The sequence below is a fragment of the Muricauda sp. MAR_2010_75 genome, from assembly GCF_000745185.1.
In the GTDB taxonomy this organism is placed as follows: domain Bacteria; phylum Bacteroidota; class Bacteroidia; order Flavobacteriales; family Flavobacteriaceae; genus Flagellimonas.
In genome coordinates, this window is record NZ_JQNJ01000001.1 from 339,517 (window position 1) to 363,363 (window position 23,847).

Sequence of the window (23,847 nt, forward strand, 5' to 3'; positions counted from 1 at the left end):
CCGTATTTGTAAAGCAGGCTTTAATTTACCTTTTTTAATCGATCCGGTCCCTTGTGGGACCATTGTTTTATTCCATACTTATGGGTTGTCGGTCAACAACTTTTGGTTTTTGCGACAGGGTCGATCTTTTTTCTAAAGATCCTGTTCACACAGACGATCTTACCATTACTTTGTTTGATTTCCAGATTTTGAAAATCATGTTGTTTCAACATATCGATGATACGTTCCCCTGTGTCCAATCGTTCCAGACCTTCAATGGCATCGACCTCCCCGTTCTTGATGATCACTTTGATGGACAGGAACCTTTTGCTGCGTACCATCTCCAATACCTGGATCTCGGAAGGGGACAATCCTGAATGTTCCTGCTTATTGTTATCTTTCATAAGTTCATGTTCTACAGGCCCAGCCCTTTCCTTTTCTTCTTTCTTTTGGACTTTTTCCTCGCACCATGGTCATTGAGTTCCAGTTTAAAGGGAGTCCAATCCGTTTCATTTGCCAAAGGCCCGGTCATTCCATTTCCCTCAATTTCTCCCACATGACCTTTTGATTGTTGAGTAGGATCTTCAGTGCCTTTTGCAACTCCCTCACTTCTTGGCTCAGGTTTGATTGTCGTTCCAAGGTTTCCTTTGCCAGCTCTATCAGTTCCCCGTTCTTTTCCATTAGTCGATAGTATAACTGTACGGTCTCTGTCTTGCTCATGATCGATTTGTTTTACGATACTGTTCCATGAATATTTTTTGCCGAGCGTACTGCCTTTGTACACTATGCCTTGATAGTTGAACGATATGCCCGAGACCCTGCCCGTGGTCTTGCTTATGTTGAATCTTGGCGAGATATTTTGCTCTTGTAGCAACTTGATAAATTCTGTTGTGTCCGTTGCCCTTGAAATTGTCGAACCGATCCTCTCCTGAAGTATCAGTTTGATGGGTAAGCTGCCCGTTCTTAGGGTTTTCTCGATTTCTCTTTGGTCAAGTGATTTTGTTGCACTGGCTTTTGTTGAAATTTGGGTCAGTCCATATTTCCTCTCCAGATCATTGATCACTTCCCGGCTCCTTCTTTTAATGTTGCTGTCACTTACCAATCTGCTCGAATACCTGACCCTGTTGGCCACTATATGGATATGTTCGTGCTTTGTGTCCGTATGACGGTACATAATGAACTGGTTGTTATCGAAACCCATTTTCATCAGATAGTCGCATCCCAATGAAGCAAATTCTTTATCGTCCAATTGGTCAGAGTAGGGCAGGTTCAAGGAAACATGGAATACCACATTCCCAAGTCCCGGACGCAAATGCCTGATCAAATTGAATTCCTGTGCCATGTTTACCGCTGTGGATTGTTCGATATTGGAATCGATCACATGTCCTACACCTTCGCTCACCTTCTTTTCATTGTAGGCAAGAACACCGTAAAAATCCTTTCCTATGGCTATCTTACCTATCATTGTTGGTGATATTTGATTTGAGCTGTTGCAACAACATTTTTACCTCCTCCAATTGTTTATGAATGCTGAAAGGGTCACGGATACCTGAGTTCGAGACCCTGGCAAGTTGGTTCAGGTTGTTTCCCACCCTGCTCAGCTCGACAAAAAGTTTCCGGTCCATTGGATTTACCTTTTTGGTTGGCAGGGATTTTCCAGTACATTTTCTCCGGATATATTCGGCCGTGGACAATCCGACTGTCTCCGCATTATTTGCAATGATCACGTATTCTCTTTGTGAAACCCTAAAGGCGATGACAATCGTCCTTTGTTTTGATATGTCCTTTTTAGGTCTTGCCATTTTCTATGGTTTTGGTATTGTTCAAAAGGTCACTTGTAAACGAAGTGCGCAGTTTTTGTTTACAAAAACACAACTTGCTCCGTGACCTCCGATCAACTATACCACAAACCTATTGTCTATTGATTGTTTACAAGGGATTTGCCGTACAGAGTTATATGTACGGTAAATTTATCCAGTGTTGGAAATAAGGAATTGGACGAAATCACAGGGGTGAGTTTCTATGGAAAGGGAGAAAAATGGTCAATGTATGAATATACCCTTAATTTTAATCTCTTTACCAGTTGTCCAATTGTCATTTTCCAAACTGATTTTTAAAGCCCGTTTGGGCCAATAGTGGAAAGGGAAAAAACAGAAAGGGTATGACATTGAGGAAAGGGAACTTAAAAATGGTGATTGTTCAATAATGAGGCTTGGCACCTTATCCGCAAACAGCCTTAACATAGCAAATCATCAAGACAAATTTATTAGCGTTTTGAAAAATCCTTACCTCTATACGATGATTACCAGTGTTCTTTTGTCCAGTTTCCTTCCTGTATATTTTACTTTAATCCTCCTTTATTTTCCTTGGAGCACATGATCATTTAAATGATCATACATTTGTACGATCGTACAAAAAATGTGTCTCGTCCTGAAAAAAGTTGTCACTTAAAGCGGTTGATACTATAACGAGTTTACACATTTTTCAATAATCTTAGGTCAGGTTTACACCCAAGGTTCCCTTTGTTATCATGCAGGGGTTTGTTCCCTGATCATATTTATGTCTTTCCTTCCAATAATTTTTCCATGCCCTTGGTATCGGTCCGTGGGACATGTGGGCCGAATCGGGGGTCTGCATATTGAGACTTAGATGGGGCCTACGGCCATTGTAAGAGGAGACGATGTCCCCGAACATATCTATTGCCTCCACTTTGAGCCTTGGTCTATTGTTCTTGAGCCATTCGGTCTTCAGTATGCCGTTCACCCTTTCGGCTATTGCATTTTCCAAGGGATCCACCTTTTCTGTCATACTGATCCCGATGCCGGCACCCTTAAGGATGCTTATGTACCTGTCGCAGCAGTACTGGATGCCCCTGTCCGAATGGTGCACCGGTTTGGGACCGGTCCCATGCGGCAACTGTGATATGGCCATGTTCAGGGCGCCGATCGCACCGGAGGCCGTTAGTTTTGGGGATATGTCCCATCCTATTATCTTCCTGGAATATGCGTCCGTGACGAGCGAAAGGTACATGAATCCCTCCATCGTGTCGATATAGGTTATGTCACTGACCCAGAGCTGGTGTGGGGCATCGACCGTCATCTCCCTTGCCAGGTTGGGGTACCGCCGAAACGAATGGTGTGAATTGGTGGTCCTTGCCCTGCCTCTGGAGCGTCGCAGCAGCATCGAGTTTTCCCGCAGGAGGGCGAAGAGCGCATCCATGCCCATTGAAACCTGTTGTGGGCAGGATGGCCCGAAGATGATGCTGTGGAGCTTGCGCACGCCCACGCCGGGAAGTATGGCGCGTTCATTCTGAACCATCTCGAGCACCAACTGCTTTTCGGCAAGTGTCCTGTACTCGTATCTCAAAAACTTATAATAGGCCTGTCTCGTTTTGCCAAACAGTCCGCACAGCGTCCCAACACTTGTTTTGGGCATGGTCTCTTTCATTTCTTGGACTGTTTGGCACCAGACTTTTTCTGATGTTGATCTTAAGGTCCCTTTCCGCAATGTCTATCATTTTGTTGGCGGCCAGATTTTTGAGCTTCTCGCTTGCCAGATCGGACTCAAGTTCCCTGATCCTGGCCAGCATCCCCTCCGGGGAGTCCGGTAGGACAGTTGAGGCCGGTTCCTTGGTGGTACCGTCGTTCGGCAGGGCCTGGTCCGGACAGAACCTTTTCACCCATTGTTGCACGGATGAAGGTGTTTTGAGACCATACAGTTTTGCCGTTGCCGCCATGCTGAGATCCGATCCCAGATAGTGGGAGGCAACCTTTCGTTTAAAATCGTCCGAATAGGAGTTTACACTTTTCATGATTAAATTTAAATTATTGCTTCTATCATGACAACCTATTCTAGGACAAGACAAGGGTTAAATGGCCCAAGAACATGATACCTACATGTAATTCAATATTAAGTGATTTGGATTATACGATTAGGAACATAGGAAATCCAAAGAGATTTCCAATCCTTTCTTCTTTCTCCCTTTCCACAAAAGAGCGCCCGACAGGGCGCCACCTTCCATGACCAAAACACAATGGTTTCTTGTAGGGAAACAACCAATTTAACGGAATGGAGAAATCTTTTTGGTAGCGGTGAGAGAATAAATGCAAGAGGGCGATAAAGCGTCCTCTTGTTTTTATGAGTGATCCAGAGGATGTTGATATCAAATTGGGAACAAACTCACTGTTTTGTCATATTCCTATACTGTGACATTCCCACTGAATTCTATAAGGGACTGTTATTGCATTCTGCTTTGACATATTCTTTATCTGGCTTTCCTGTCAAAAAGAAGAAATAACAGAAACCCAATCGACATTACTTAAATTTTCCAATAAGTGTAATGCACATGCATATAAGTTATCACCCAAAAATCAATCTGTCCTAGTTACTGTTTGTAGTATTGTTTGTATACGGTTCGTTGGTTTCAAAAAGTGCCCTTATCTCCCTTTTTTCGGATGATTTTATATGAGTTACTGCTTTTTGGCAAAAGTCATTGAACAATGTAGGATTGTCCAGGTTACCGTTGACCCATTCTGCCAAATATCCATTGAATCCTTCAAAACCCATGGTTTGGATCAGCTTATAAAATGCCACGGCCCCTTTATTGATTTCAAGATATTCCGCTCCATCGGCATAGAGCAATGGTGGTTCTTGGTTGGGCTCGTTATTTTTGTCCTTGCCATACTTTTCCAACTTTTCTTGATAAGCTGATTACCGCTTCCCCACCTATTTCATTTTTCACATACAAGAGTCCCAACGCCTCTGGCAACCCTATTGTAAGCATATCCGCCCCTTGCACATTGGCAATGGTCAAGTTTTTTTGCAGCCACAGTTTGGCCAATCCACTACCGATGGTTTGATAGAGATAGGCTTTTTCCTGTAAACCTTCGGTATCGGCCACCCAACCTTCTTTTTCAGAAAGTGCAATGGTATTGGCAAAGGTATACCGATCGTCTTGCCAACGGTGTATTTCTACCAATTGAAGTTGATTGTCGACCGAATTGGCCCCAAAGTTGGTTTGCATAAAAGCAACCCCTTTTTTTAATGCTTCTTGATAGAGGTCCACATTGAACGAATGGGTGGGTTTATGCAGAATGGAATAGTCTATATTCCCGGCCTTGCCCTTGCCAACGCTATAGTCTGATGATCCTACCTGCCAATTGAACACTTGGGGTTTCTTAATGGTATAGATGGAAGTGGTTCTACCATCTTCAGTTTCCATTTTTTGTAAGGCTCCGGCCGTAAACGGAATTTGGCCTTCTTCGGTACTAATAATAATTTTACCTGTAACCCAATCGGCATCCGTAGCAAACACATTTTGGGTAAGGGCAAAGGCATTATCAACAGTGGCCATTCTGGAATCCAGACGTTCCAATCCCTGTTCTTGGCGTTTCCGGTTTTCCAATAACTCCTTGTCGCTATCATATCCTTTCACAGGTAAAAAATCCTGAAGACTACCAAAACTTCCCTTTTTGGTCAAATCTGCCTGAAAATCGCTCTGCACAAAACCGACATATTGTTTGCTCCCTACCAAGGAAAGCTGCAACACGCTATCTTTTTGTAAGGTAGACGGGATTGGATAGGCGGTCAGGTTTTGCTCGACATCCCCTTTTCCCATGGTCAATTCTTGTCCGTTCAGCTTCACATTGGATAATTGGACAAAATCCTTGGTATTGAAAAACAAGGTATCTGCCCCCTTTTCGTTGTTCAATGTGATATCAGCAGTAAATTCTGCCCTTCTTTTTGAAGGAAATAGATCCAATTTTACATCGATTGTTTCATATTTGGGCTGTGGTTTGGTTTCCAGATACTTGTATTTTATCTCGTACTAGGCATCCAATCGTTCCTCTTCGGCATCTGGGATAAAGTTGCCATTATCATACACATTTTTGGTGATGAACGACATCAAAAACAAGAATGCCCCAAAAAACAACACCATCACACCTTTGGAAACCATGCTAAGTTGCATATTCTTCAACGAAAGTCTGTTTTTCCATTTTTTATCCGAGCCCCGCTTCCATAGCCAAACACCGGTCATGACCAAGGTAATGGCCAAAGCCAACCACAATAGGAAGAACCAATTGGCCGATTCTTGAAATATACCATAACCGCTCATTTCCGAATAATCTTCAACTCCAGGAGTAAAACCATATCCTAGCCTTAAATCTTCAATGATGCCCATATCAAAGGAAACAATCAAGAAGATGAAAATGGCCACACAAAGAAGGTGTGTGAAAATTCGATGGCTGGTCAAAGCTCCCACAAAAAACACCAAAGACGCCCAAAGTACAAAGTTCAAAAAGGCCCAACGATAGAGCAAAAGGTCCTCTGCAAATTGTCCTAAATCTATATAAGAAGCTCCACCCAACAACACTTGGGTAAACACGGATACTACAATAAAGCTCACACTTAATATAAAAGACAGTCCAATAATCGCTGCCAATCTGGAAAGTTGGGTAACCCAGACAGGAACGGGCAACGAATCTGTTATTTGCCAAATATTGACCGTCTTGTCCTTAAAAAACAACTCGCCGGCCCAAATCATGATCAACATGGTTATAAAAACGCCCCATTGCAACCTAAAATAGGTCATATTGCTACTGATGGGATATTCATTACCAATATAATAAGCCGCATTCCAAGTAACATTTTGCAAAAACACCATCAATAAGATAATACCGAGGATTATTTTGAAGGAAGTAGGGCGAACAATGTTCAGGAACTCCAATTTTGAGAGTGACCATAGTTTAGTGAGAAAATTAGGTACTTTGTATTGTTTCACGACCTCTGGCAATTTTATGGATGCCGTAGAAAATGACACTTTCTTGCCTTCTTTGATTTTTTTGGATTTATCGGTACCGGCCTGTATGACGTACTTGAAAGAGAAGCGTAGATATGCCGCTATGGCAAACACCATGGCAAGTCCCATCCAAAGCAATCGGTTCTTTAAAACATAGCCGGTCAGTTTGAACAGTTCGGTATTTTTTTGTGTGGGACTCAACAGTTCGGTATAGTGCTGTGCCGCTACATAGCCTCCCGAATCCGCCAAGATGTAAGCCATTAGATTATCCCCACCCCCGGTTTCGTAGGAAGTTTGGGCGATTAAAAATAGAATGACCACCAAGAATACGGCCAAATAACTTGTGGTCATTCTACGGGTAAACACAATGGCAAAAAATACAACGGATACATAAAAAAAGAGGTTGGGTACGGTAAACATGATCCAACCGTGAAACAAAGGGCCCCATTGAACCGGACCAAAACGACCAGCCTCGCCAATGCCGGAAAACGGCACCAACAAATGCCCAACAATCATACCCGTACTTAGAATGACAAGGTATAGGAAAGCGGCCAAAAAGCGGCCTATAAAAAATTGTTTTTCATTGATGGGCAGTGCATAGGTCCACTCCGCGGATTTATACCTGATCTCTTTGTAAAGCACACCTCCGGTAGCTATGGCAATGATGATGATCATAAGCATACCCATGGCCGCATAGTTTCTATACAAAATGCTCGAAGCGTTCATAAGCACCCCTTCGTTGGAAAAGAAATCAAACGATCCCTTGGTATACCATATCATCTGAAAGGCAAGCATGAGAAAGAAAACAAGGGTAACCCAACTAAATACACGCTGTCTTAGCTCGTTTTTTACTATGGAAAATATTGTTTTCATTTTAGTGTTCGCTTAAAATTTTAAAATAGGCATCTTCTAAAGAAGGTTTTTTAGCATCAAAATCACCATTGGGTAAATCATTATATTGGGTAAGAATTTTTTAAAAATGGAACAATCACCAAAATCGATTTAATTGTATTTTTTGAGGCACGATTTCCATGATAAAACCAAAGAAAAAACGGGTCTGCAAATTAAACTCTGTCTGAAAGTAATTAAGTATTAATTTTTAGAGGTCAGTAGTTAGTTACTTATCCAAGATTTCACTTGGTGTATCATTGTACATTATAATGATGAACATCGATTCAAATCTAACAAAAAGGTCGCCAAGGACCGCCATGGGGATAGCATTTTAGATGTCGATAAAGCTCAACAACCGGAACACGGCCAGCATATCACAGCGTGTGGTCTGGGTTAAAGCCATCTACCAATTTTTTATGCTCGTAATCGGCCACCATAAGCTCCTCATAATCAGTTTTTGTTCCCTTGGTAAACTTATGTACCAATTTTTCCATTAAATTGTATATTACCGGTACTATTATCAAGGTCAAGAAAAGCGAACTTATCAATCCCCCGATGATAACCCAGGCAAGACCATTTTTCCATCCCGATCCCGGGCCTGAGGCCAACGCAATGGGAAGCATCCCGAAAACCATGGCAATGGTAGTCATTAGAATTGGGCGGAGACGTGCGTGGTTGGCCTGTATCAAGGCGTTCCTGACCGTTTCCCCTGACCGGACCCTTTCGTTGGCAAAGTCAACCAGGATAATGGCGTTTTTACACACTAGCCCGATCAACATAATTATACCAAGAATGGTAAAGATGTTCAGGGAATTGTTCGTTAACGCCAATGCCAGCAAAGCTCCGATGAACGATAAGGGAATGGAAAAAAGAACTACGAACGGGTGCACAAAACTGTCGTACAGGGAAACCATTACCAAATAGACCAATATAATAGCTGCCAACATAGCAATTCCCAGTGTTCCGAACCCTTCCGATTGCCTTTCTTTATCCCCACCCCATACGTAATCGACCCCCGTGGGCCGTTCGACATCCTGGAAGGCAGCTTCCCATTCATCCGCGACCGTACCAGCTGGTCTGCCAACGGACTGCCCTTTTACGGTAACCGACGCGGTCTTATCCCGGCGTTCCAATTGGCTCGGGCCCAACGTTTCGGTGATGTCGGCGAACTGTGAGAGTTTTACCTCTTGCCCTTGGTCATTAGTAAGGATCAAATCCCCTACATCGACAATGCTTTTTCTATCAAAACTATTGTAGCGAATGTTAATATCATATTCATATTCCCCTGCCCTGAATTTGCCATCGGTATTCCCGTTAAATGCTGTTTGCATTGTCAACCCCACCGTTTGTAACGATAATCCCAGGGAGGCCATTTTATCCCGATCTACTTGAACATTGATTTCAGGATTTCCCGTTTCTACGGACAATTCAATTTCCGTGGCCCCAGGAATCTTATGCAGTTCCGCCTCCGCCTTTCTGGCAAAGACCATGGCACTATCCAAACTAGGTCCGGTCACTACCAAGGCCAACGGGGCTTCCTCCGCCACTCCCAAAAGACTTATAGGGACGGTTTTCACCTTGGCTCCGACCAAAATTTTCTCTAAACGACGTTTTGTTTTGGCGGCAAATACATAAGAATCGTCCTGCCTTTCATTTTCATCAACCATTTGGACGTTTATTTCCGCCTTGTAAGCTGTAGCCTGTGAAGCTCCTAAGCCTTCGCTGGTCTGGCCTACAGTGGTGATAAGGCTCTTGACTTCTTCCTGTGTATTCAAAAAGGCCTCTGCTTTTTGGGCCATAAAATTACTTTCTTCCAATGAGGCATCTTTTGGTAGTTCTATCTGCACCAAAAACTCGCCCCTATCCGATGTGGCAAAGAATTCGCCTCCAATAAATCCTGCCGCTACCAAGGCGATCGAAGCAAAGAAGATAACCAAAACGATGGACAGCGTGGTTTTATAATGATCCAGGCACCAGGTCAATAAGCCGGAGATCCAATTCGTGAAACGTTTTAATTGTGTTTCGAATTTGATGATAAGCCTACCGAACAGGTTTTTACCTGTGATATGCTCCAATTTTCCGAAACGGGACGATAACCAAGGAATAATGGTAAACGATGCCAATAGGGACAACAAGGTCGAAATAATTATGGTCACACAAAATTGGGTAATGATTTTGGACACCAGACCGCTGCTCATGGCAATGGGAAAAAAGACGACCACGATTACCAGCGTTATGGATGTTACCGTGCCCCCGATTTCAGCGGTACCGTCATAGGCCGCACGGACACGGTTTTTGCCCATTTCCATATGCCGGTAAATGTTTTCGAGTACAACGATGGCATCGTCCACCAAGATGCCTACGACCAAAGACAATCCTAATAAACTCATTAAGTTCAAGGTATAATCCAACAACAAAAAGCCTATAAATGTCGCAACCAACGATGCGGGTATGGACACCATTACAATTAGCGAGTTTCTTACACTGTGCAAGAAGAACAGCATTACGATCGCCACCAATAACACGGCGATCAATAGGTCATGGATTACGGAATCGGCCGCCTCTAGGGTAAAAACACTACTGTCATTGGCGACATTGAGACTGAGGTCTATGGTTTTATAATCGGTCTCGAGCTGTGCTATCCGTTTTAATATATCTTCACTTACAGCTACGGCATTGGCATCGGACTGCTTGATCACCTGCAGTAGGATGGCACTTTTTTGCTTTACCCGTGCAATTTTTTCAGGTATTTTTTGACTGTCCTGAACATCCGCAATATCACTGAGCCTCACTTGGATGCCATCTTTATCAGCGACTACCAGATTGCGCAGCTCTTCAACATTTTTATATTTTCCGGCCAACCGGATCAATATTTTTTGCTGCCTGGTCTGAATATTTCCTGTGGGGAAATCCAAATTCGAGGCCAGGATGGTCTGTTGGACCTGGGGTATGGAAAGGTTATATCCATGAAGTCGGTCGGCGTCTAAATTTACCTGGATTTCCCTTTCTTGCCCCCCGATCAAATTTATCTGTGCCACACCATTGACCCGGGAAAGCAAAGGGGCAATTTTTTTATCAATCAGGTCATAAAACTTAATTTCATCCATAGTGCCATTAGCACCAATTGTCATAATCGGAAGGTCGCTCAATGAAAATTTGCTTAAGGAGGGTGTTTTGGCATCATCGGGCAGATCACTGATAATGGCATTGATTTTCCGTTGTGCATCGTTTAGGGAAATATCAACATTGGCATCATCCGTCAAGGTAATCGCAACCGTGGAAAGGCTTTCATAAGAACGGGATTCTATTTTTTTGATGTTCTCCAGAGAGGCAACCGCATCCTCTATTTTTTTTGTCACGGTATTTTCGATCTCGCTGGGCGAGGCACCGGGGTAGATAGTGGCGACGGTTATGACATTTCGGTCGAATTTGGGTATCAATTCATACCCCAGTTGGTTATAACTGAACAGGCCCCCAAGGGTAAGTATGGTGAATAGCACAATGACCAATGAAGGCCTTTTTATGGAAATTTCCGCTAATTTCATAGTATGGAATAAAATGTTTCAGGTTATTGTCCGGTTCTAGTCGATGATGTCTATCTTGGAACCGTTCTGTAGATTGATCTGCCCGGTAACTATTACGAGTTCATTGCTGTCCAGACCATCTAATATTTCGACCTTATCACCGAATATTCTTCCAGCCGTTACACCGGTCAGTTTTGCAACTCCATCCTCAGCGACAAAAACCTGGTTACTGCTTACACTTCCCAGGAACGCATTTCTAGGGGCCACCAGTATCTTTTCGCTTTCCCGGTCTGACGAGGTGAAGGATGCCGTCCCGTACATGCCCGCCTTCAAGGCGTTGTCCGGATTGTTCGATATCTCGATTTCCACAGGAAAATTCAAACTGCTATCCGATTTCGGTGCTATAAACGTGATTTTCCCTGCAAATGTCCTGTCTGGTAAGACACTGGCTTTTACATTTACCGGGGCACCCGTTTTTAAACTGGCCACTTGGGACTCGTTGACCGTAACCCTAAGTTTAAGTTTGGAGACATCGACAATTTCGAACATTGGTGTTGCTGTTGCCAGAACAGAACCTGGTTCGATAAAACGCTTATTTACAACTCCTTTTATCGTAGCTTTTATGCTGACATCACTCGCATTTACCCTCGCTTGTTCCAGTCTCGATTGTGCAGTAACCAAGGTCAACTTGGCCTGATCCATTTGTTGTTCGGTCACTCCACCGGTTTTTAAGGCATTTTCAAAACGGTTGAAATTTTTGGACGCATTCTGATAGGCCGCTTCGGCCGCGTGCAGTTCTGCCGATACCTGCTCACTTCTCACAACTGCCAAAGTCTTGCCCACTCTGACATGATCACCTTCTTCTACCAATACCCTAACGACTCTACCTGGCTTTTCCGCAGAAAAATCCAGTTCTTTAAAGGGCTCGAAGTTTCCATTGGCGGTAAAATTGAGGGGAATAGTTTCCATCTTTACCGTATCAACCTTTACAGTGACACTAGCATTTTTCTGTGCAACTATATCCGTTTTTGCTTGATTTTCTTGTTTGTTGTTCATTAAGATGAAGGCAATCAGGGCCAATACCACTAAAATTGTAAGTATGTATATTATGTTCTTTTTCATCGTGCTTATTAGTTTGTTAGTGACTTTAATTCCCCTTTAGACTTCAACAACAGGATTTCTGCCAGTTTGTATTGTAAAATTGCGGAGTTAAAGTTGTTCCTAGCCTCGGTCAAGGCGTTTTCCGCATCCAATAGATCCGTTAGCGGAGCCAAACCTTGGACGTAATTGTTTCTGGTATTGTCCAAAACTGCCTGTGCCAACCTGACATTTTCGTTTTGATTGTTGACGGTCGCAATACTATTGTTTATTTGGGTTCGGGCATTTTCGTAATCAAGATCTAAGGCCAATTCGGTATCCTTGATATCCTCTTGTAAGATCCGCAGATCTATATCGGCCTGCATTACTTTGGAACGTGTACCAAAACCTGCGAAAATGGGAATTTTCAAATTCAATCCTATCGATGAAAAATCGGACCAATATACCTTGTCCTCAGGCTTTTTGAACCAGGGAAGGTCCGGGCCTTGGCCAAGATAGTTGTACCCAACTGTTAGGGAAAGCGTTGGATAATATTCCGCCTTGACCGCCATTTTCTGGTAAGTCAACAATTGTTCCTGCTTTTTGAGAAGCAGATACTCCGATCGATTCTCGGTATCCGGGGATGAAACTACCTCGCTTGGTCTGAATTCGAACTCGATTTCCGGAATTTCGATTTGGGCGGTTATGGGCATTCCCATAAAAAATTTCAGGGTATTTTCTTGAAGTTGTAGCGCATTGTTTATCTGGAGCCGTTGGGTCTCTAGATTTGAAATTTTAACAATAATCCTGTCCAAATCGATTTTCTTCGCTAGCCCATTTTGAAACTGGCCCTCAATGATATTTTTCGCCTTGATCGTATTTGCCAACGTACTATCAAGTACCTGAAGGTTTAAACGCTGTAGATATACTTGATAGTAACTATTGGCTACCTTTTCTATTACCTGCTCTTGAGTTAATCGATTATTGATCTGATAAAACTCACGGGTAGTTTTTGCTGCTTTTAAACCTGTGTAAACCGATTGGTCAAATAAGTTCTGGTTCAACGAAACACCAAAGACCGAATTCCATTTTTGCCCCAAAGTTGCCTGTATAACGGTGCCCGGTTGCCCAAAGGAACTTCCATCGATCACATTGGTCTGTAGGATGGGATTATAGACCAAACTACCATTTCCTGTGATCTGTGGCAATGCTCGCGAACGAACTTCCTGGATTTGGTACTCACTATTTTCAATGGCCAGCTTCGATTTTTGTGCATCGGCCTTGTATTCAAGAGCATAGGAAACGGCATCCTTTAGGCTAAGCTGCTTTATTTCCTGGGCATTGGCTACGCAAACAAGGCATAAAAGGGAAATGCTTAAAATTTTTTTGATCATAAACGGATACGTATTTAATGGGGGAGAAATTTTAGGATGTCCTATAGGGTTTTTTAAGATCCTCTTGTTTTATGTATAATTCTTTATTACCTAAAGTTTAGGAGCCGTTTCTATGGATGCTATATATACATCTTGCCAAAGCCACTAAATCTTTTTGTCCACTTTGGAAAAGTTCCACGTCCACCACGTTGATGGATTTACCACTTTTAACAATCTTTGCCTTGGCCAAAATATCCCCTTCAACGGTAGGATGGAGATAATCGATCCGCATATCCAAGGTATTTATCCTGTCCTGTAAGGAATCGAGGGTCGTCGCTCCGGCAGCTCCTCCAGCCGTATCGGCCATAGCGGCCAAAATTCCTCCATGCCATCGTTTTTGCAGATAGTCGCCTATGAATTCTTTCTTAAAAGGGACTTTGATGCACACGTACCCAAGTCTGATTTCCATAATTTCTAACCCGAATATTTTATTGGCCGGCATCATGTTTTCAATAGCATGCTTTAAAAACAAATAGTCGTCTTGCCCTATTTCCTGCATTGGTCAGATTTTAAAAATTAAAAGATTTTTTTTTTGCTAAAATAAATATTATTTTAGACTTTCTAACTAAAAAAGTCAAATGTTCAATATTGAAAGTACCGATAATTTTTCGTTAATACTTGATTCCGCCAAAAAAAGATTTTGCCGTTATGGCCTTAAAAAAACAACAATGACGGAGATTGCCGGGGATATAGGTCTATCAAAAGCATCCCTATACTACTACTTCTCCACTAAAGAAGAACTTTTCAAGGAAGTAGTAAAGCAAGAACATAAAACATTTTTAAACGAGATTGAAGGTCTTCTTTCTTCGGTTGTCCCTGCAGAAGAGTTATTCCATATTTACCTAGAAAGGCGACTGATCTACTTTCGCGATTTTGCACACCTCAGTTCTTTGAGCCTGGAATCTATAAACAGTTTAAAACCCGTTTACGCCCGCCTATTCGAAAACCTTCGCAAAGAAGAAATACGACTTGTGAGTAAAATATTGGAAAAAGGTATTGCCGCCCAAGATTTTGAAAATCTTGATATTGCTTATTATTCGCAATTGTTCATTGCCATTTTCCAAGGGTTGCGGCACAATGTACTTATTAAAAAAGACACAATAAATATCACGGAAATTGAGTATTCTCTATTGCAGAGACAATATGAAAGCGCATTAAAAATGTTCGTGAAAGGAATCAAAAAATAAATCGTAGGCCGGCCTTTAGAAAAAAGGAAACTAATTATTTGTTGCCTGTGCCATTATAATTTTTTTGTAATGAAAAACAAGATGCTGCCCAAGATTAGATATTTGCCTTTTTATGCCATCTCGACCCTGCCGATGCCTGTTCTGTACCTGTTATCGGACATATTGTTTGTAGTGGTCTATTACCTCATGAAGTATAGAAGGAACTTAGTCTCGGACAATATCAAAAAATCCTTTCCTCAAAAACCACAAATTACACTGAGAAAAATTGAAAAGAACTTCTATCGGCATTTCTGTGATATACTTGTCGAATCGATTAAGACATTGACCATCAGTAAAAGGTCGGCAATGAAACGTTTGCGTATAGAGAATCCGGATTTGGTAGAACATTATTTAAGCGAGAATAAAAATATTTTGCTTTACACTGCCCATCAGGGAAATTGGGAATGGTTGATATTCCTACCACTTTTTTTCCTTACCGATCAGACACTTTATACAAACCAATTAAAAACCACTATTTCAATAGCCTATTTAAAATTATCAGAGAACGATTTGGTGTCCATTGCATTGAATCCACCAAGGGATATAGGACCATTATCGACCTTGAACGAAAGAATGTCATTATGTTGAACTGCATCATCGGCGATCAAAGCCCTGTCAGAATCAGTACCAAACATTGCTGCCATTTTTTGAACAGGGAAACAGCTTTTTTCTAGGGGCCGAAAAGCTTGCCAAAAAAACCAGTGAAGTTGTTTTGTTCCCTTCTTACAAAAAAATAAAAAGAGGGTACTATGGACTACATTTTTAGTTTGATAACGGAAAGTCCCGTTTCCGTGAGAATCAATGGGATTATAGAAGACTATGCAGAGGCATTGGAAAACGTGATCTTTAAATCGCCGGAACTTTGGCTATGGAGCCAAAGAAGATGGAAGTTAAGTGCCTCAATTTGGGATTTTAAAGTACCCGGCATTATTTGGTCTATCCAAAATGCTATTGAAATTTAAGACCAGTTATATTTGACTAGAAAGAACCGAAACAAAAGGTTTAACGACCTAATATTATTTATCATTTTGGTGATCTTTATCATATTTCGCTATCGTTATAAATACGTAACTTTATGTTGCCTTAATAATTTAACCCAATGATCTGTAAATCCGAACTTGTTGCATGCTCCGCCTTAAACTTCGCTCAATTTGGGAGTAAACGGTTCACACTCGATGAGTTGGCAAATCAGCTTGGCATATCAAAGAAGACCATCTACAATTATTTTAGGAAAAAAGAAGAATTGGTTCAAGAGAGTACGGTCTATCTACTGCAAAGATATTCAAGGGAGATCCAAGAATCGGAGATTGCTTTCTGTAAAGATCCTCTGGAAAAGATAATACTGATATACAAAAAGGGTTTCGAACATTTAAAATTTTTCAGTCCCACGTTCCTTTTCGGACTAAAGAAATATTACCCTAAGGCCTATGATCTCTATTATAGCTTTCGAAATGATTTGGTAAATAAAACTATTTACGAACTCTTTGTCGATGCACAAAAATTGGGCTTTATTCAAAATGAGGTGAACTTGAGATTGGTTTGTGAACTGTACTTTTTGAATTTGAACACTATCGCTTTTGGTAAAACCAGTCTGTTTGATAAATATACCCAGCACGAGATTCTACAACATCTCATAATCAACACCATAAAAGGTATTGTAACCGAAGATTACACCAACAGGTTTATCCAAAAATAGACTGACAACCGTCATGTATTATAATTGCCCCCATCCTTAGGACAGGGACAGGGACAATTACAAACAAAAACTTGACGAGCTAGCCCATAAACTCGCCTAGCGATCAGATAAAGTGCATTGGTCATTTTTGCGCCTCTTCCTTTCCTTACGCACCGCTCTTCAACTAGACTAGGATGGCATTGATAATTTCAGAAATCGGGGCTGTCGGTGGAAAACCACTTTGGGAAAGAAAAATCTGCGGAACTATCTCCATTTCAATAGTATCTTTATCGTGTACTTTGTGCATGGACTATGGAATTTAAGTATGGTAACACTGATCTCAGAAGTCTGTAAGGTTCCCTGAAAAACGAAGCGTTGGAAATTAGAGTTCAACGTTTAAATTTGAGGCAATGAAAAAAAGCAGATTCACCGAGACACAGATCATCAAGGTCCTAACGGCACAAGAAAAGGGAAAGACCGTTGCCGAGATATGCCGCGAGCACGGTATCAGCCAACCGACCTTTTACAACTGGAAGGCAAAATAAGGGGGGCATGGGAGTAGACCAACTCAAGAAGATGAAGGAGATGGAGTCGGAACTTGCCGAGTTCAAGCGCATGTAAGCCGATCTTGCCTTTGAGAACAACGCCCTGAAGAACCTTATCGAAAAAAGCTAAGCCCGCCGAGAAGCGAGAAGCTGTCGGATACCTGGCCAAAGAGGTAGGGTTGAGTATCAGGCGGCCTGTGGGGCGGTGAGCCTTAGTCTGTCGGTCTATTATTACCGTTTCAAGAGGAAGCCCGAAGACGAAGTGATTATGGATTCTTTGGAAAAGCTGGCCGAAGGTCACCCGACCTACGGGTTCAGAAAGATGTTCCATATGCTCAGGGCAATGGGCCACGGCTGGAACCACAAAAAAGTCTACAGGGTCTATGTGTTGATGGGGCTGAACATTCGAAGAAAGCGAAAGAGAAGGTTGCCCGAAAGGGTAAAGAGCCCACATATACACCCCGTGGACTGTAACATCACATGGAGTGCCGATTTCATGCAGGATACCTTGACCAACGGAAAATCGTTCAGGGTCTTCAACGTAATCGACGACCTAAACAGGGAACCCCTGGTGTCCACCGTCGACACTTCGCTCAGTGCGAGGAGGATAACAAGAGAACTGGACAGGCTCATCGAATGGAGGGGTTCACCGGAGACCATCCGCGTGGACAATGGCCCTGAGTTCACTTCGGCCATTTTCAATACATGGGCCACAAAGAACGGTGTCGAGATCCGGTATTTCCAACCGGGAAAACCGACCCAGAACACTTTGGTCGAGAGGTTCAACGGCATCTACCGTAAAGAGGTTTTGGATGCTTATCTGTTCACGGAGCTTGATCTGGTCAGGGACCAGACCCAGAGATGGTTCCGGGAATACAACAATGTCCGACCACATGAATCATTGGGCAACAGGCCACCGAAAAAATTTTGGAAAGCCGAGGGAAATCCAGCTTTCCCTAATTGCTAATGGACAGCCATTTCACAAAAGAAAGTATATTTATGGACGCTTTGCTTTAGGGGAACCTTACACTATCTCTCGTCCAAAAAAAGTTTAAATCACTTCATATGCAAAATAACCTACTGAAGCAAGGTCGTGTTTATGACTTATATTGAAAAATGGTTATTCCAAAACTTATCAAATTTTCTCAATAAACCTCAAATGTAATATTTCATGTTTTAAAGTAACGCCAAAGACAACAGGCACTGCCAGTAATTACCTTCTTTAGAAAAGCAGAAACGAAACACAAAACACCATAAATTCGTTACATAATTAGGCATTAGAAGCAAATGCAAAACCATGTTTTGATAATATGTAGATTGTTGTTTAAAGGCTTTGGTCTATTTGTATTAAAAAATAATACTTAACGGTTTCGCCCGGTTTCAATGTGACGAGGTGTGACTTTTTTTCAATATCTTTTGGAGAATCCTCAAAATCATGATGTGAGGCCATAGGCTCAATGCACACAAACGGATATCCTGGAGGGCTCCAAATATTGACATTCGGAAAATTACCCAGAATCAAACTTATGTATGGTTTTTGGCCAGATTTGGCCAGACCAATTTTAGTGATAACTGAATCTTTGATGAAAATCCCAGTATTAGGTATCCTGTCATCATCAAATCCAAGAGTTGTCTCATTTTGTAAAAAGGGGGCTACCGAATCTTTCAGAAGACTATTTTTAATTAGTTCTCTTTGGGCAGAAAGGGATTTATAAAAAAACAACTCATGCTTTTTTCTATCATTTGGTTGACCAAGTGACAGATTAAACCCAGGATGCCCCCCAAGTGCAAAATACATGCTATGGGTATCGTCATTTCTGATGACGTATTCGTTCAAGATGGTATTATCGGTCAATTTATATCGAACTGAAATTTTGAACAAAAAGGGATAGTTTTCATGCAATATTTCTTTGTTGGGAACAAAACTTAATGTAACCTCATCATTTGATTTATGTTTTACTGTCATAAAGCGCTCTTTTAAAATTCCCATTTTCGGCATATCGTATTTGACGTTCCGAAAATAAAATTCGTTGTCCCTGAATCTGACATTTACTGGAAACATTATGGGAGCCCTGTCCGCCCAATATTCACCATTGCCCTGCCATAGGTACTCAAACTCACTGATTTTGCCTTTTATGCTTTGAAGTTCAGCCCCTTTTTTGCTTATTGATACCCTAATGGAATCATTTTCGAGCCAAAGTAACTCAGAACCTTGGCCATGGACTGTAAAGAAAAATGTCAAAAAAATAAATAAAAAAGCCAATACTTTCAGGTGTGGCATTTTACAATCCCACTTAAAAGTCTTTTTCGAATCTGTTGGTTTCACGGTGTGAATGTATTAGTTCATAATAAGAAAATCAGCATAAGGACAGGAACTGGAAGCAAAAGTAAAAAAGCGCAGACAAGCTGCGCTCCCTTAAAAAAACTAACTCAAAATCAACCTATCATATTACTTTTCACCATGTAGGTAAGCGGACATAGTCGGAAATACCTCACCGATGAGTTGCTCACTGACCTTGTCACTATGTTTGCCGGTGTACCAGCAGGTGCTATGTGGTATTTTTTCCTCTTTCAACAATGTAGAGAAATAAACTGAACCTTCGAGCAATCCGGGAGTTTCGTCCTGATAGCCACAACTCAATGCAATTTTTTTGTACTGGGTTAAATTGTTCTTGTAATTTTTCACTTTTTCTTCCAAATTCCCAAAACCAGCTACCCATTTCTCTAGGACTTCTTCTTTCTTGGAAAAGGTGCCATCGGCATTCATCGTAAACGGGAATGCAATCTTTAAGGGTTGTGAAAGATCGGGAGAGAATGCAGATCCAAAGGCAAGAATACCAAATATGCTCGTTATCTTTCGGTCATACGATTTTAATTCTTGTTGCAAGGTTTCAGAAAAATCCTCATCCCTCACATTTACCATTTTTTCGGATAAATTCTGAACCTGCACCAAGGTCGAATCGTTCTTAAACATACCATTCAATAAATTATCATTTGCCAAAACGGCAGGACTCATGGCATAGGCCACAGAAAATACCTCGGGATGCCTTAAGCTGATATTGATTGTTCCACCTCCGCCCATTGAATGTCCACTTATTCCACGAGATTCCCGTTTCGCCAAAGTTTTGTAATGGCTGTCAACATAAGTAATGACATCTCTTACAATAAAATCTTCCCAATTTCCCGAAACAGGTGAATTGGCATACATCGACCCTTCAAACAGATTATGGCCGTTGAGTTCTATTAAGATGAACTCGTGTTCTTTACTATTCTTCATATAACTGTCAAAAGCCTCCGTTTTGGGATATTCGCCAGCCTCAACGGTATAACCGTTCAAAAAATAGACAACTGGAAACAATTGATCTGAGTCTAAGTAAGACGGTGGTAAATAAACCCCAATCTTTTGCACATCTTTCGTGCCTATTAAATTATCCTTAAGTGATGGAGCCGGAATCTCCACCAGCGAATAGTTGCTTTTTTGGTCCTGTGCTACTATGCCCCCGCCTAATAGAAGCAATAAAATAACCACACATTGAATTTGACCTCGTTTTTTCATATATATATTGTATATTGATAAATTAAAACTAGTTTGAAATTTAATTGATAATTCAAAGGTCAACCCCTGTCTTTCAACTGATCTTCCCCTTTGACCAAATTTAAATTATGGATTTTGACCAAGGCTTTGATTTGCTCAATGACATCAGGGTTACTTTCGGCAACATTATATTTTTCAGATGGGTCCACTTCAAGATTGTATAGGAGTGGGGGGTCATGTTCTTCACGCATCGGTGGGCCATAGGCACCTTCCGTTATGAAATGGGCTTTGAAGGCTCCCAGCCTAACCGCATAAAGCTCATCTCCCCTGTAATAAAACACTTCTTTTCTCTCACTTGGTTTTTTTTCAAAGAGTGTTGGCCCAAGGTCATTTCCATCCATCTGTCGATCTTCGGGCAATGGCACGTTTGCCAATTTGCTGAAAGTGGTAAACAAATCCATGGTGGTGCCAATTTGGGTGACCAAACCAGGTTGGATTCGGCCTGGTCCCCAAAAAATACATGGCTCACGCATACCCCCTTCCCATGTAGATCCTTTTCCTTCCCTCAATAACCCTGCACTTCCACCTTCTTGGTTCATGATGAGCCATGGTCCGTTGTCTGAGGTGAAGACTACAATTGTATTCTTATCTAGGCCACTATTTTTTAATTCGGCCAATATTTGTCCCACCCCATGGTCAATTTCTTCAACAACATCGCCATAGAGCCCCCTATCGCTGGTGCCCAGAAAGTCCTTTGATGCGAAAAGGGGCACATGTGGAAGATTATGGGCCAAATAAAGGAAAAAAGGTTTTTCCTTGTTCTTCCTTATGAACTGTACCGCCTCTTCATTATAACGTTTTGTCAATGTGTTCTGATCAGCTGGGCGCTCCACTATCTCCGTATTGCGCATCAGTGGAACATTGAAAGTATTTATATCTTTCCTCTCTTCCGATTTCCAAAAATCAATATACCCTTGAGTTGACCTGAATGGAATAATGTTGTCCATGTCATTGCTGTAAGGAATACCAAAATAATAGTCGAACCCTTGGCTCGTTGGCAAATACTCCTCTTTATGTCCCAAATGCCATTTGCCAATGCAAGCCGTCACATAATCGACTTTTTTTAATTGTTCGGCCAAGGTTATCTCACTTTGCGGCAATCCTTTATGGGAATCGGGAAAAAGAACACGGTTCACCTTACTGGTCATTCCATTTCTGATGGGCAATCTCCCGGTCATCAATGCTGCCCTGCTGGGTGTGCATACGCTCGACCCAACATAGAAGTTCGTCCATTTTTGGCCTTCGACCGCCATTTGGTCCAGGTTTTTGGTGTGTATTGTAGGGTGCCCATATGAGCTTAAATCACCATACCCAAGGTCATCGGCAAAAATGACAACAAAGTTCGGAGGTACGTCTTCTCTCTGTGTAACTTGGTCGACATTGGCTTGTTGTCCCGTGCAGGTGCCAACCCATGACAAGAAGGCAAGTGTCAAAAACAGCTTTATGTTCATGAATCTAATCGTATTTACTTTCATCTAAATTTAATTTTTAATATTCAAGCAAGGCCTGGTAAATCCACAGAAGTCTACCAAGATAGACTTCAGTAAAGCGAAAAGGTTGGAAGAAACCTTGAGGTAGGCCGACCATTAAATTAATCTGGAATACTTTTCTTTTCATTATATATTATATTCTCGACTCCCAAAAAGAACACTGATGTTTTTAATATCCAGGATTTTGTTCCAAATTTGAATTGGCATCCAGTTCTCTTTGGGGAATCGGATAGAGCACATGAAAATCCTGGGCATTTTTCCCCCTTGCTTGGGCCCTAGAAATCATGACCCCGTGTCTTATTTGGTCTTCCCTCGCATTTCCTTCAAAGTAAAATTCCCACTCCCTTTCACTCAATATGGCATCTCTTAAGGAATCTTTGCCAAAACTTCCCAGATTCAAGGGGGTGGCACCGGCCCGGTTCCTGACCTCGTTGATCAGGTCGATGGCCTCTTGGGTGGGACCATTGAGTTCATTGAGTGCTTCTGCCCTTGTCAACAATATGTCCGCATACCTGATGACAATAATATCATTGCCAGCTGACGCTCCCACGGCATTTGGGTCAAAAGGTAATTTATAGGGGTGTGATTGATCGTTGCCCAACCCCATTACCAGTTCACCGGTTGCCGTACTCTGCCATTCGGTTATTATACGGCTGGTTCTAGTATCTGTCGCCTCAAAGGAGTTTACAAAATCATCAAATAAGTAAGTGCGTGCAGCAAATACAGAATTGTTCGGGAAAGGTCTTGGATAATCCGGTGGGAAAATCAGCGCATTCATAAACTGGCCCGCCCCAGCAGCATCTTTGGGAAGTGCCCAAATGACCTCGGCATTGCCCTCGTTCGATATTTCAAACACGTCTGAGTAATTGGGTAAAAGACTGTACAGTCCCAAATCGATAACGCCCGAGGACATGTCGGCCGCTTTTTGCCATTGCTTGGTGTTCAGGTAAAACTTTGCCAAGACCGACATGGCCACGCCTTTGGATGCTTTTCCAAAGGCCGGAGGTTGGTTGGGTAAAGTGGCTATTGCCCCCAACAGTTCCTGCTCTATAAAGGCCTGAGTCTCTTCGTCAGTTGATCGGGGCAGCAAAGGATCATCAGTAGAAGACCGATAAATCGGCACCCTACCAAAAAGCTTGTAAAGCTCCGAATAGGCCCATCCCCTTATAAAATGGGCCTCGGCTTCCGTTCTCTGCTTAAAATCATTCGAAAAAGAATCATTGTCCAGGTTGTCCAGGACCAGATTCGCATCACGAATGGAACTAAAGTACACTATCCATACAGGAATCAATTGGCCATGGTTGCTGTCCCAATTGTAATCGATCAATGATTGCCATACACTTTCAATCGACCCACCAGCGCCCCATACCTCACCGGCTGGCATGGTTCCCAAATAATAAGGGGACCAGGATTCATCATCCCCAGCCCTATGCGAATAGGCATAAGCTGCATTCAATAAGGAGCTGAGACCTTGCTCAGAGGTAAAAAGTGTTGAGGGCGAGAGCTCAGAGAACACCTCTTCCTCCAAACGTTCTTCACAGCCCAGCAGGCCAGACAGCATTATAGTGAGAGCTATTCTATAATAATAAGTTTTCATAATTATGATTTTTTTA

At 42.1% G+C, this 23,847-nt stretch carries 21 protein-coding genes and 1 pseudogene; 5 read left to right on the forward strand and 17 right to left on the reverse strand.

What is annotated here, in order from left to right:
* Positions 1–92 precede the first annotated feature (92 nt).
* The 12 genes from FG28_RS01670 to FG28_RS01730 all read right to left on the reverse strand — a co-directional run bounded on the left by FG28_RS01670 (position 93) and on the right by FG28_RS01730 (position 14,202).
* Positions 93–383 carry a hypothetical protein gene (locus FG28_RS01670; RefSeq protein WP_036379391.1) on the reverse strand — a complete coding sequence of 97 codons (291 nt, stop codon included), beginning with the start codon at positions 381–383 and terminating at the stop codon, positions 93–95.
* A gap of 11 nt (positions 384–394) precedes the next feature.
* A complete protein-coding gene (locus FG28_RS01675) occupies positions 395–1,444 on the reverse strand; it encodes a relaxase/mobilization nuclease domain-containing protein (RefSeq protein WP_036379392.1) in 1,050 nt (349 codons plus the stop codon).
* Positions 1,434–1,781, reverse strand: a complete 348-nt coding sequence (locus tag FG28_RS01680) for a plasmid mobilization protein (protein ID WP_036379393.1) — start codon at positions 1,779–1,781, stop codon at positions 1,434–1,436. The genes FG28_RS01675 and FG28_RS01680 overlap by 11 nt, the downstream gene beginning before the upstream one ends.
* 691 nt (positions 1,782–2,472) lie before the next feature.
* On the reverse strand, positions 2,473–3,426 hold the full coding sequence (locus tag FG28_RS01690) for an IS3 family transposase (RefSeq protein WP_067032276.1): 954 nt from the start codon (positions 3,424–3,426) through the stop codon (positions 2,473–2,475).
* The gene (locus tag FG28_RS01695; RefSeq protein WP_051947138.1) at positions 3,350–3,790 is read right to left on the reverse strand and encodes a helix-turn-helix domain-containing protein; all 441 of its coding nucleotides are present in this window, start codon (positions 3,788–3,790) and stop codon (positions 3,350–3,352) included. Before FG28_RS01695 ends, FG28_RS01690 begins: the two co-directional genes overlap by 77 nt.
* A 569-nt stretch (positions 3,791–4,359) precedes the next feature.
* Positions 4,360–4,671 (reverse strand): hypothetical protein, encoded by a 312-nt coding sequence (locus FG28_RS01700; RefSeq protein WP_036379395.1) that lies wholly within the window; start codon positions 4,669–4,671, stop codon positions 4,360–4,362.
* Positions 4,643–5,740 carry a hypothetical protein gene (locus FG28_RS01705; protein WP_141673284.1) on the reverse strand — a complete coding sequence of 366 codons (1,098 nt, stop codon included), beginning with the start codon at positions 5,738–5,740 and terminating at the stop codon, positions 4,643–4,645. Before FG28_RS01705 ends, FG28_RS01700 begins: the two co-directional genes overlap by 29 nt.
* 66 nt (positions 5,741–5,806) lie before the next feature.
* Positions 5,807–7,651 carry an ABC transporter permease gene (locus tag FG28_RS01710; protein WP_036379398.1) on the reverse strand — a complete coding sequence of 615 codons (1,845 nt, stop codon included), beginning with the start codon at positions 7,649–7,651 and terminating at the stop codon, positions 5,807–5,809.
* A 392-nt stretch (positions 7,652–8,043) separates the two neighbouring features.
* A complete protein-coding gene (locus tag FG28_RS01715; RefSeq protein ID WP_036379400.1) occupies positions 8,044–11,214 on the reverse strand; it encodes an efflux RND transporter permease subunit in 3,171 nt (1,056 codons plus the stop codon).
* Positions 11,215–11,250: 36 nt separating this feature from the next.
* Positions 11,251–12,315: an efflux RND transporter periplasmic adaptor subunit gene (locus FG28_RS01720; protein WP_036379401.1), complete on the reverse strand. Its 1,065-nt coding sequence runs from the start codon at positions 12,313–12,315 to the stop codon at positions 11,251–11,253.
* A gap of 8 nt (positions 12,316–12,323) precedes the next feature.
* Positions 12,324–13,661, reverse strand: a complete 1,338-nt coding sequence (locus tag FG28_RS01725; protein ID WP_036386003.1) for a TolC family protein — start codon at positions 13,659–13,661, stop codon at positions 12,324–12,326.
* A gap of 100 nt (positions 13,662–13,761) precedes the next feature.
* A complete protein-coding gene (locus FG28_RS01730; protein WP_036379402.1) occupies positions 13,762–14,202 on the reverse strand; it encodes a PaaI family thioesterase in 441 nt (146 codons plus the stop codon).
* Positions 14,203–14,281: 79 nt separating this feature from the next.
* On the opposite strand from FG28_RS01730, the gene FG28_RS19965 reads away from it, so the two are divergent.
* From FG28_RS19965 to FG28_RS01750, 4 genes are all read left to right on the forward strand, one after another.
* Entirely contained in the window at positions 14,282–14,890 is a 609-nt protein-coding gene (locus FG28_RS19965) for a TetR/AcrR family transcriptional regulator (RefSeq protein WP_051947139.1), read from the forward strand.
* Between the two features lie 69 nt (positions 14,891–14,959).
* Complete coding sequence (locus tag FG28_RS01740; RefSeq protein ID WP_036379403.1) at positions 14,960–15,517, forward strand: lysophospholipid acyltransferase family protein; 558 nt, start codon at positions 14,960–14,962, stop codon at positions 15,515–15,517.
* A 161-nt stretch (positions 15,518–15,678) separates the two neighbouring features.
* Positions 15,679–15,891: a hypothetical protein gene (locus FG28_RS01745; protein ID WP_036379405.1), complete on the forward strand. Its 213-nt coding sequence runs from the start codon at positions 15,679–15,681 to the stop codon at positions 15,889–15,891.
* A 137-nt stretch (positions 15,892–16,028) separates the two neighbouring features.
* A complete protein-coding gene (locus tag FG28_RS01750; RefSeq protein ID WP_036379408.1) occupies positions 16,029–16,625 on the forward strand; it encodes a TetR/AcrR family transcriptional regulator in 597 nt (198 codons plus the stop codon).
* A gap of 163 nt (positions 16,626–16,788) precedes the next feature.
* Here the strand turns inward: FG28_RS01750 and FG28_RS21030 are convergent, their stop codons facing one another.
* Positions 16,789–16,911: a hypothetical protein gene (locus tag FG28_RS21030; RefSeq protein WP_255307434.1), complete on the reverse strand. Its 123-nt coding sequence runs from the start codon at positions 16,909–16,911 to the stop codon at positions 16,789–16,791.
* 103 nt (positions 16,912–17,014) lie between these two features.
* Between FG28_RS21030 and FG28_RS01760 the strand changes: the two are divergent.
* Positions 17,015–18,116: pseudogene (locus tag FG28_RS01760) on the forward strand (IS3 family transposase).
* Positions 18,117–18,473: 357 nt separating this feature from the next.
* On the opposite strand, the gene FG28_RS01765 reads toward FG28_RS01760, so the two are convergent.
* The 4 genes from FG28_RS01765 to FG28_RS01780 form a co-directional block, all read right to left on the reverse strand.
* A complete protein-coding gene (locus FG28_RS01765) occupies positions 18,474–19,430 on the reverse strand; it encodes a hypothetical protein (RefSeq protein WP_036379412.1) in 957 nt (318 codons plus the stop codon).
* A gap of 168 nt (positions 19,431–19,598) precedes the next feature.
* Positions 19,599–20,705 carry an alpha/beta hydrolase family protein gene (locus FG28_RS19970; RefSeq protein ID WP_051947140.1) on the reverse strand — a complete coding sequence of 369 codons (1,107 nt, stop codon included), beginning with the start codon at positions 20,703–20,705 and terminating at the stop codon, positions 19,599–19,601.
* A gap of 59 nt (positions 20,706–20,764) precedes the next feature.
* Positions 20,765–22,219, reverse strand: coding sequence for a sulfatase (locus tag FG28_RS01775; protein WP_036379415.1), 1,455 nt, complete (start codon positions 22,217–22,219; stop codon positions 20,765–20,767).
* 184 nt (positions 22,220–22,403) lie between these two features.
* Positions 22,404–23,831, reverse strand: coding sequence for a RagB/SusD family nutrient uptake outer membrane protein (locus FG28_RS01780; RefSeq protein ID WP_036379417.1), 1,428 nt, complete (start codon positions 23,829–23,831; stop codon positions 22,404–22,406).
* Between the last annotated feature and the right edge of the window lie 16 nt (positions 23,832–23,847).

Excerpts from the sequence above, each read along its gene's own strand:
- FG28_RS01750 (WP_036379408.1), top strand. The coding sequence starts at position 16,029 with ATGATCTGTAAATCCGAACTTGTTGCATGCTCCGCCTTAAACTTCGCT.
- FG28_RS01765 (WP_036379412.1), bottom strand. The coding sequence starts at position 19,430 with ATGCCACACCTGAAAGTATTGGCTTTTTTATTTATTTTTTTGACATTT.
- FG28_RS01775 (WP_036379415.1), bottom strand. The coding sequence starts at position 22,219 with ATGAAAGTAAATACGATTAGATTCATGAACATAAAGCTGTTTTTGACA.
- FG28_RS01675 (WP_036379392.1), bottom strand. The coding sequence starts at position 1,444 with ATGATAGGTAAGATAGCCATAGGAAAGGATTTTTACGGTGTTCTTGCC.
- FG28_RS01710 (WP_036379398.1), bottom strand. The coding sequence starts at position 7,651 with ATGAAAACAATATTTTCCATAGTAAAAAACGAGCTAAGACAGCGTGTA.
- FG28_RS01695 (WP_051947138.1), bottom strand. The coding sequence starts at position 3,790 with ATGAAAAGTGTAAACTCCTATTCGGACGATTTTAAACGAAAGGTTGCC.
- FG28_RS01720 (WP_036379401.1), bottom strand. The coding sequence starts at position 12,315 with ATGAAAAAGAACATAATATACATACTTACAATTTTAGTGGTATTGGCC.
- FG28_RS21030 (WP_255307434.1), bottom strand. The coding sequence starts at position 16,911 with ATGCACAAAGTACACGATAAAGATACTATTGAAATGGAGATAGTTCCG.
- FG28_RS01745 (WP_036379405.1), top strand. The coding sequence starts at position 15,679 with ATGGACTACATTTTTAGTTTGATAACGGAAAGTCCCGTTTCCGTGAGA.
- FG28_RS01690 (WP_067032276.1), bottom strand. The coding sequence starts at position 3,426 with ATGAAAGAGACCATGCCCAAAACAAGTGTTGGGACGCTGTGCGGACTG.
- FG28_RS19970 (WP_051947140.1), bottom strand. The coding sequence starts at position 20,705 with ATGAAAAAACGAGGTCAAATTCAATGTGTGGTTATTTTATTGCTTCTA.
- FG28_RS01730 (WP_036379402.1), bottom strand. The coding sequence starts at position 14,202 with ATGCAGGAAATAGGGCAAGACGACTATTTGTTTTTAAAGCATGCTATT.
- FG28_RS01715 (WP_036379400.1), bottom strand. The coding sequence starts at position 11,214 with ATGAAATTAGCGGAAATTTCCATAAAAAGGCCTTCATTGGTCATTGTG.
- FG28_RS01680 (WP_036379393.1), bottom strand. The coding sequence starts at position 1,781 with ATGGCAAGACCTAAAAAGGACATATCAAAACAAAGGACGATTGTCATC.
- FG28_RS01740 (WP_036379403.1), top strand. The coding sequence starts at position 14,960 with ATGAAAAACAAGATGCTGCCCAAGATTAGATATTTGCCTTTTTATGCC.
- FG28_RS01780 (WP_036379417.1), bottom strand. The coding sequence starts at position 23,831 with ATGAAAACTTATTATTATAGAATAGCTCTCACTATAATGCTGTCTGGC.
- FG28_RS19965 (WP_051947139.1), top strand. The coding sequence starts at position 14,282 with ATGTTCAATATTGAAAGTACCGATAATTTTTCGTTAATACTTGATTCC.
- FG28_RS01670 (WP_036379391.1), bottom strand. The coding sequence starts at position 383 with ATGAAAGATAACAATAAGCAGGAACATTCAGGATTGTCCCCTTCCGAG.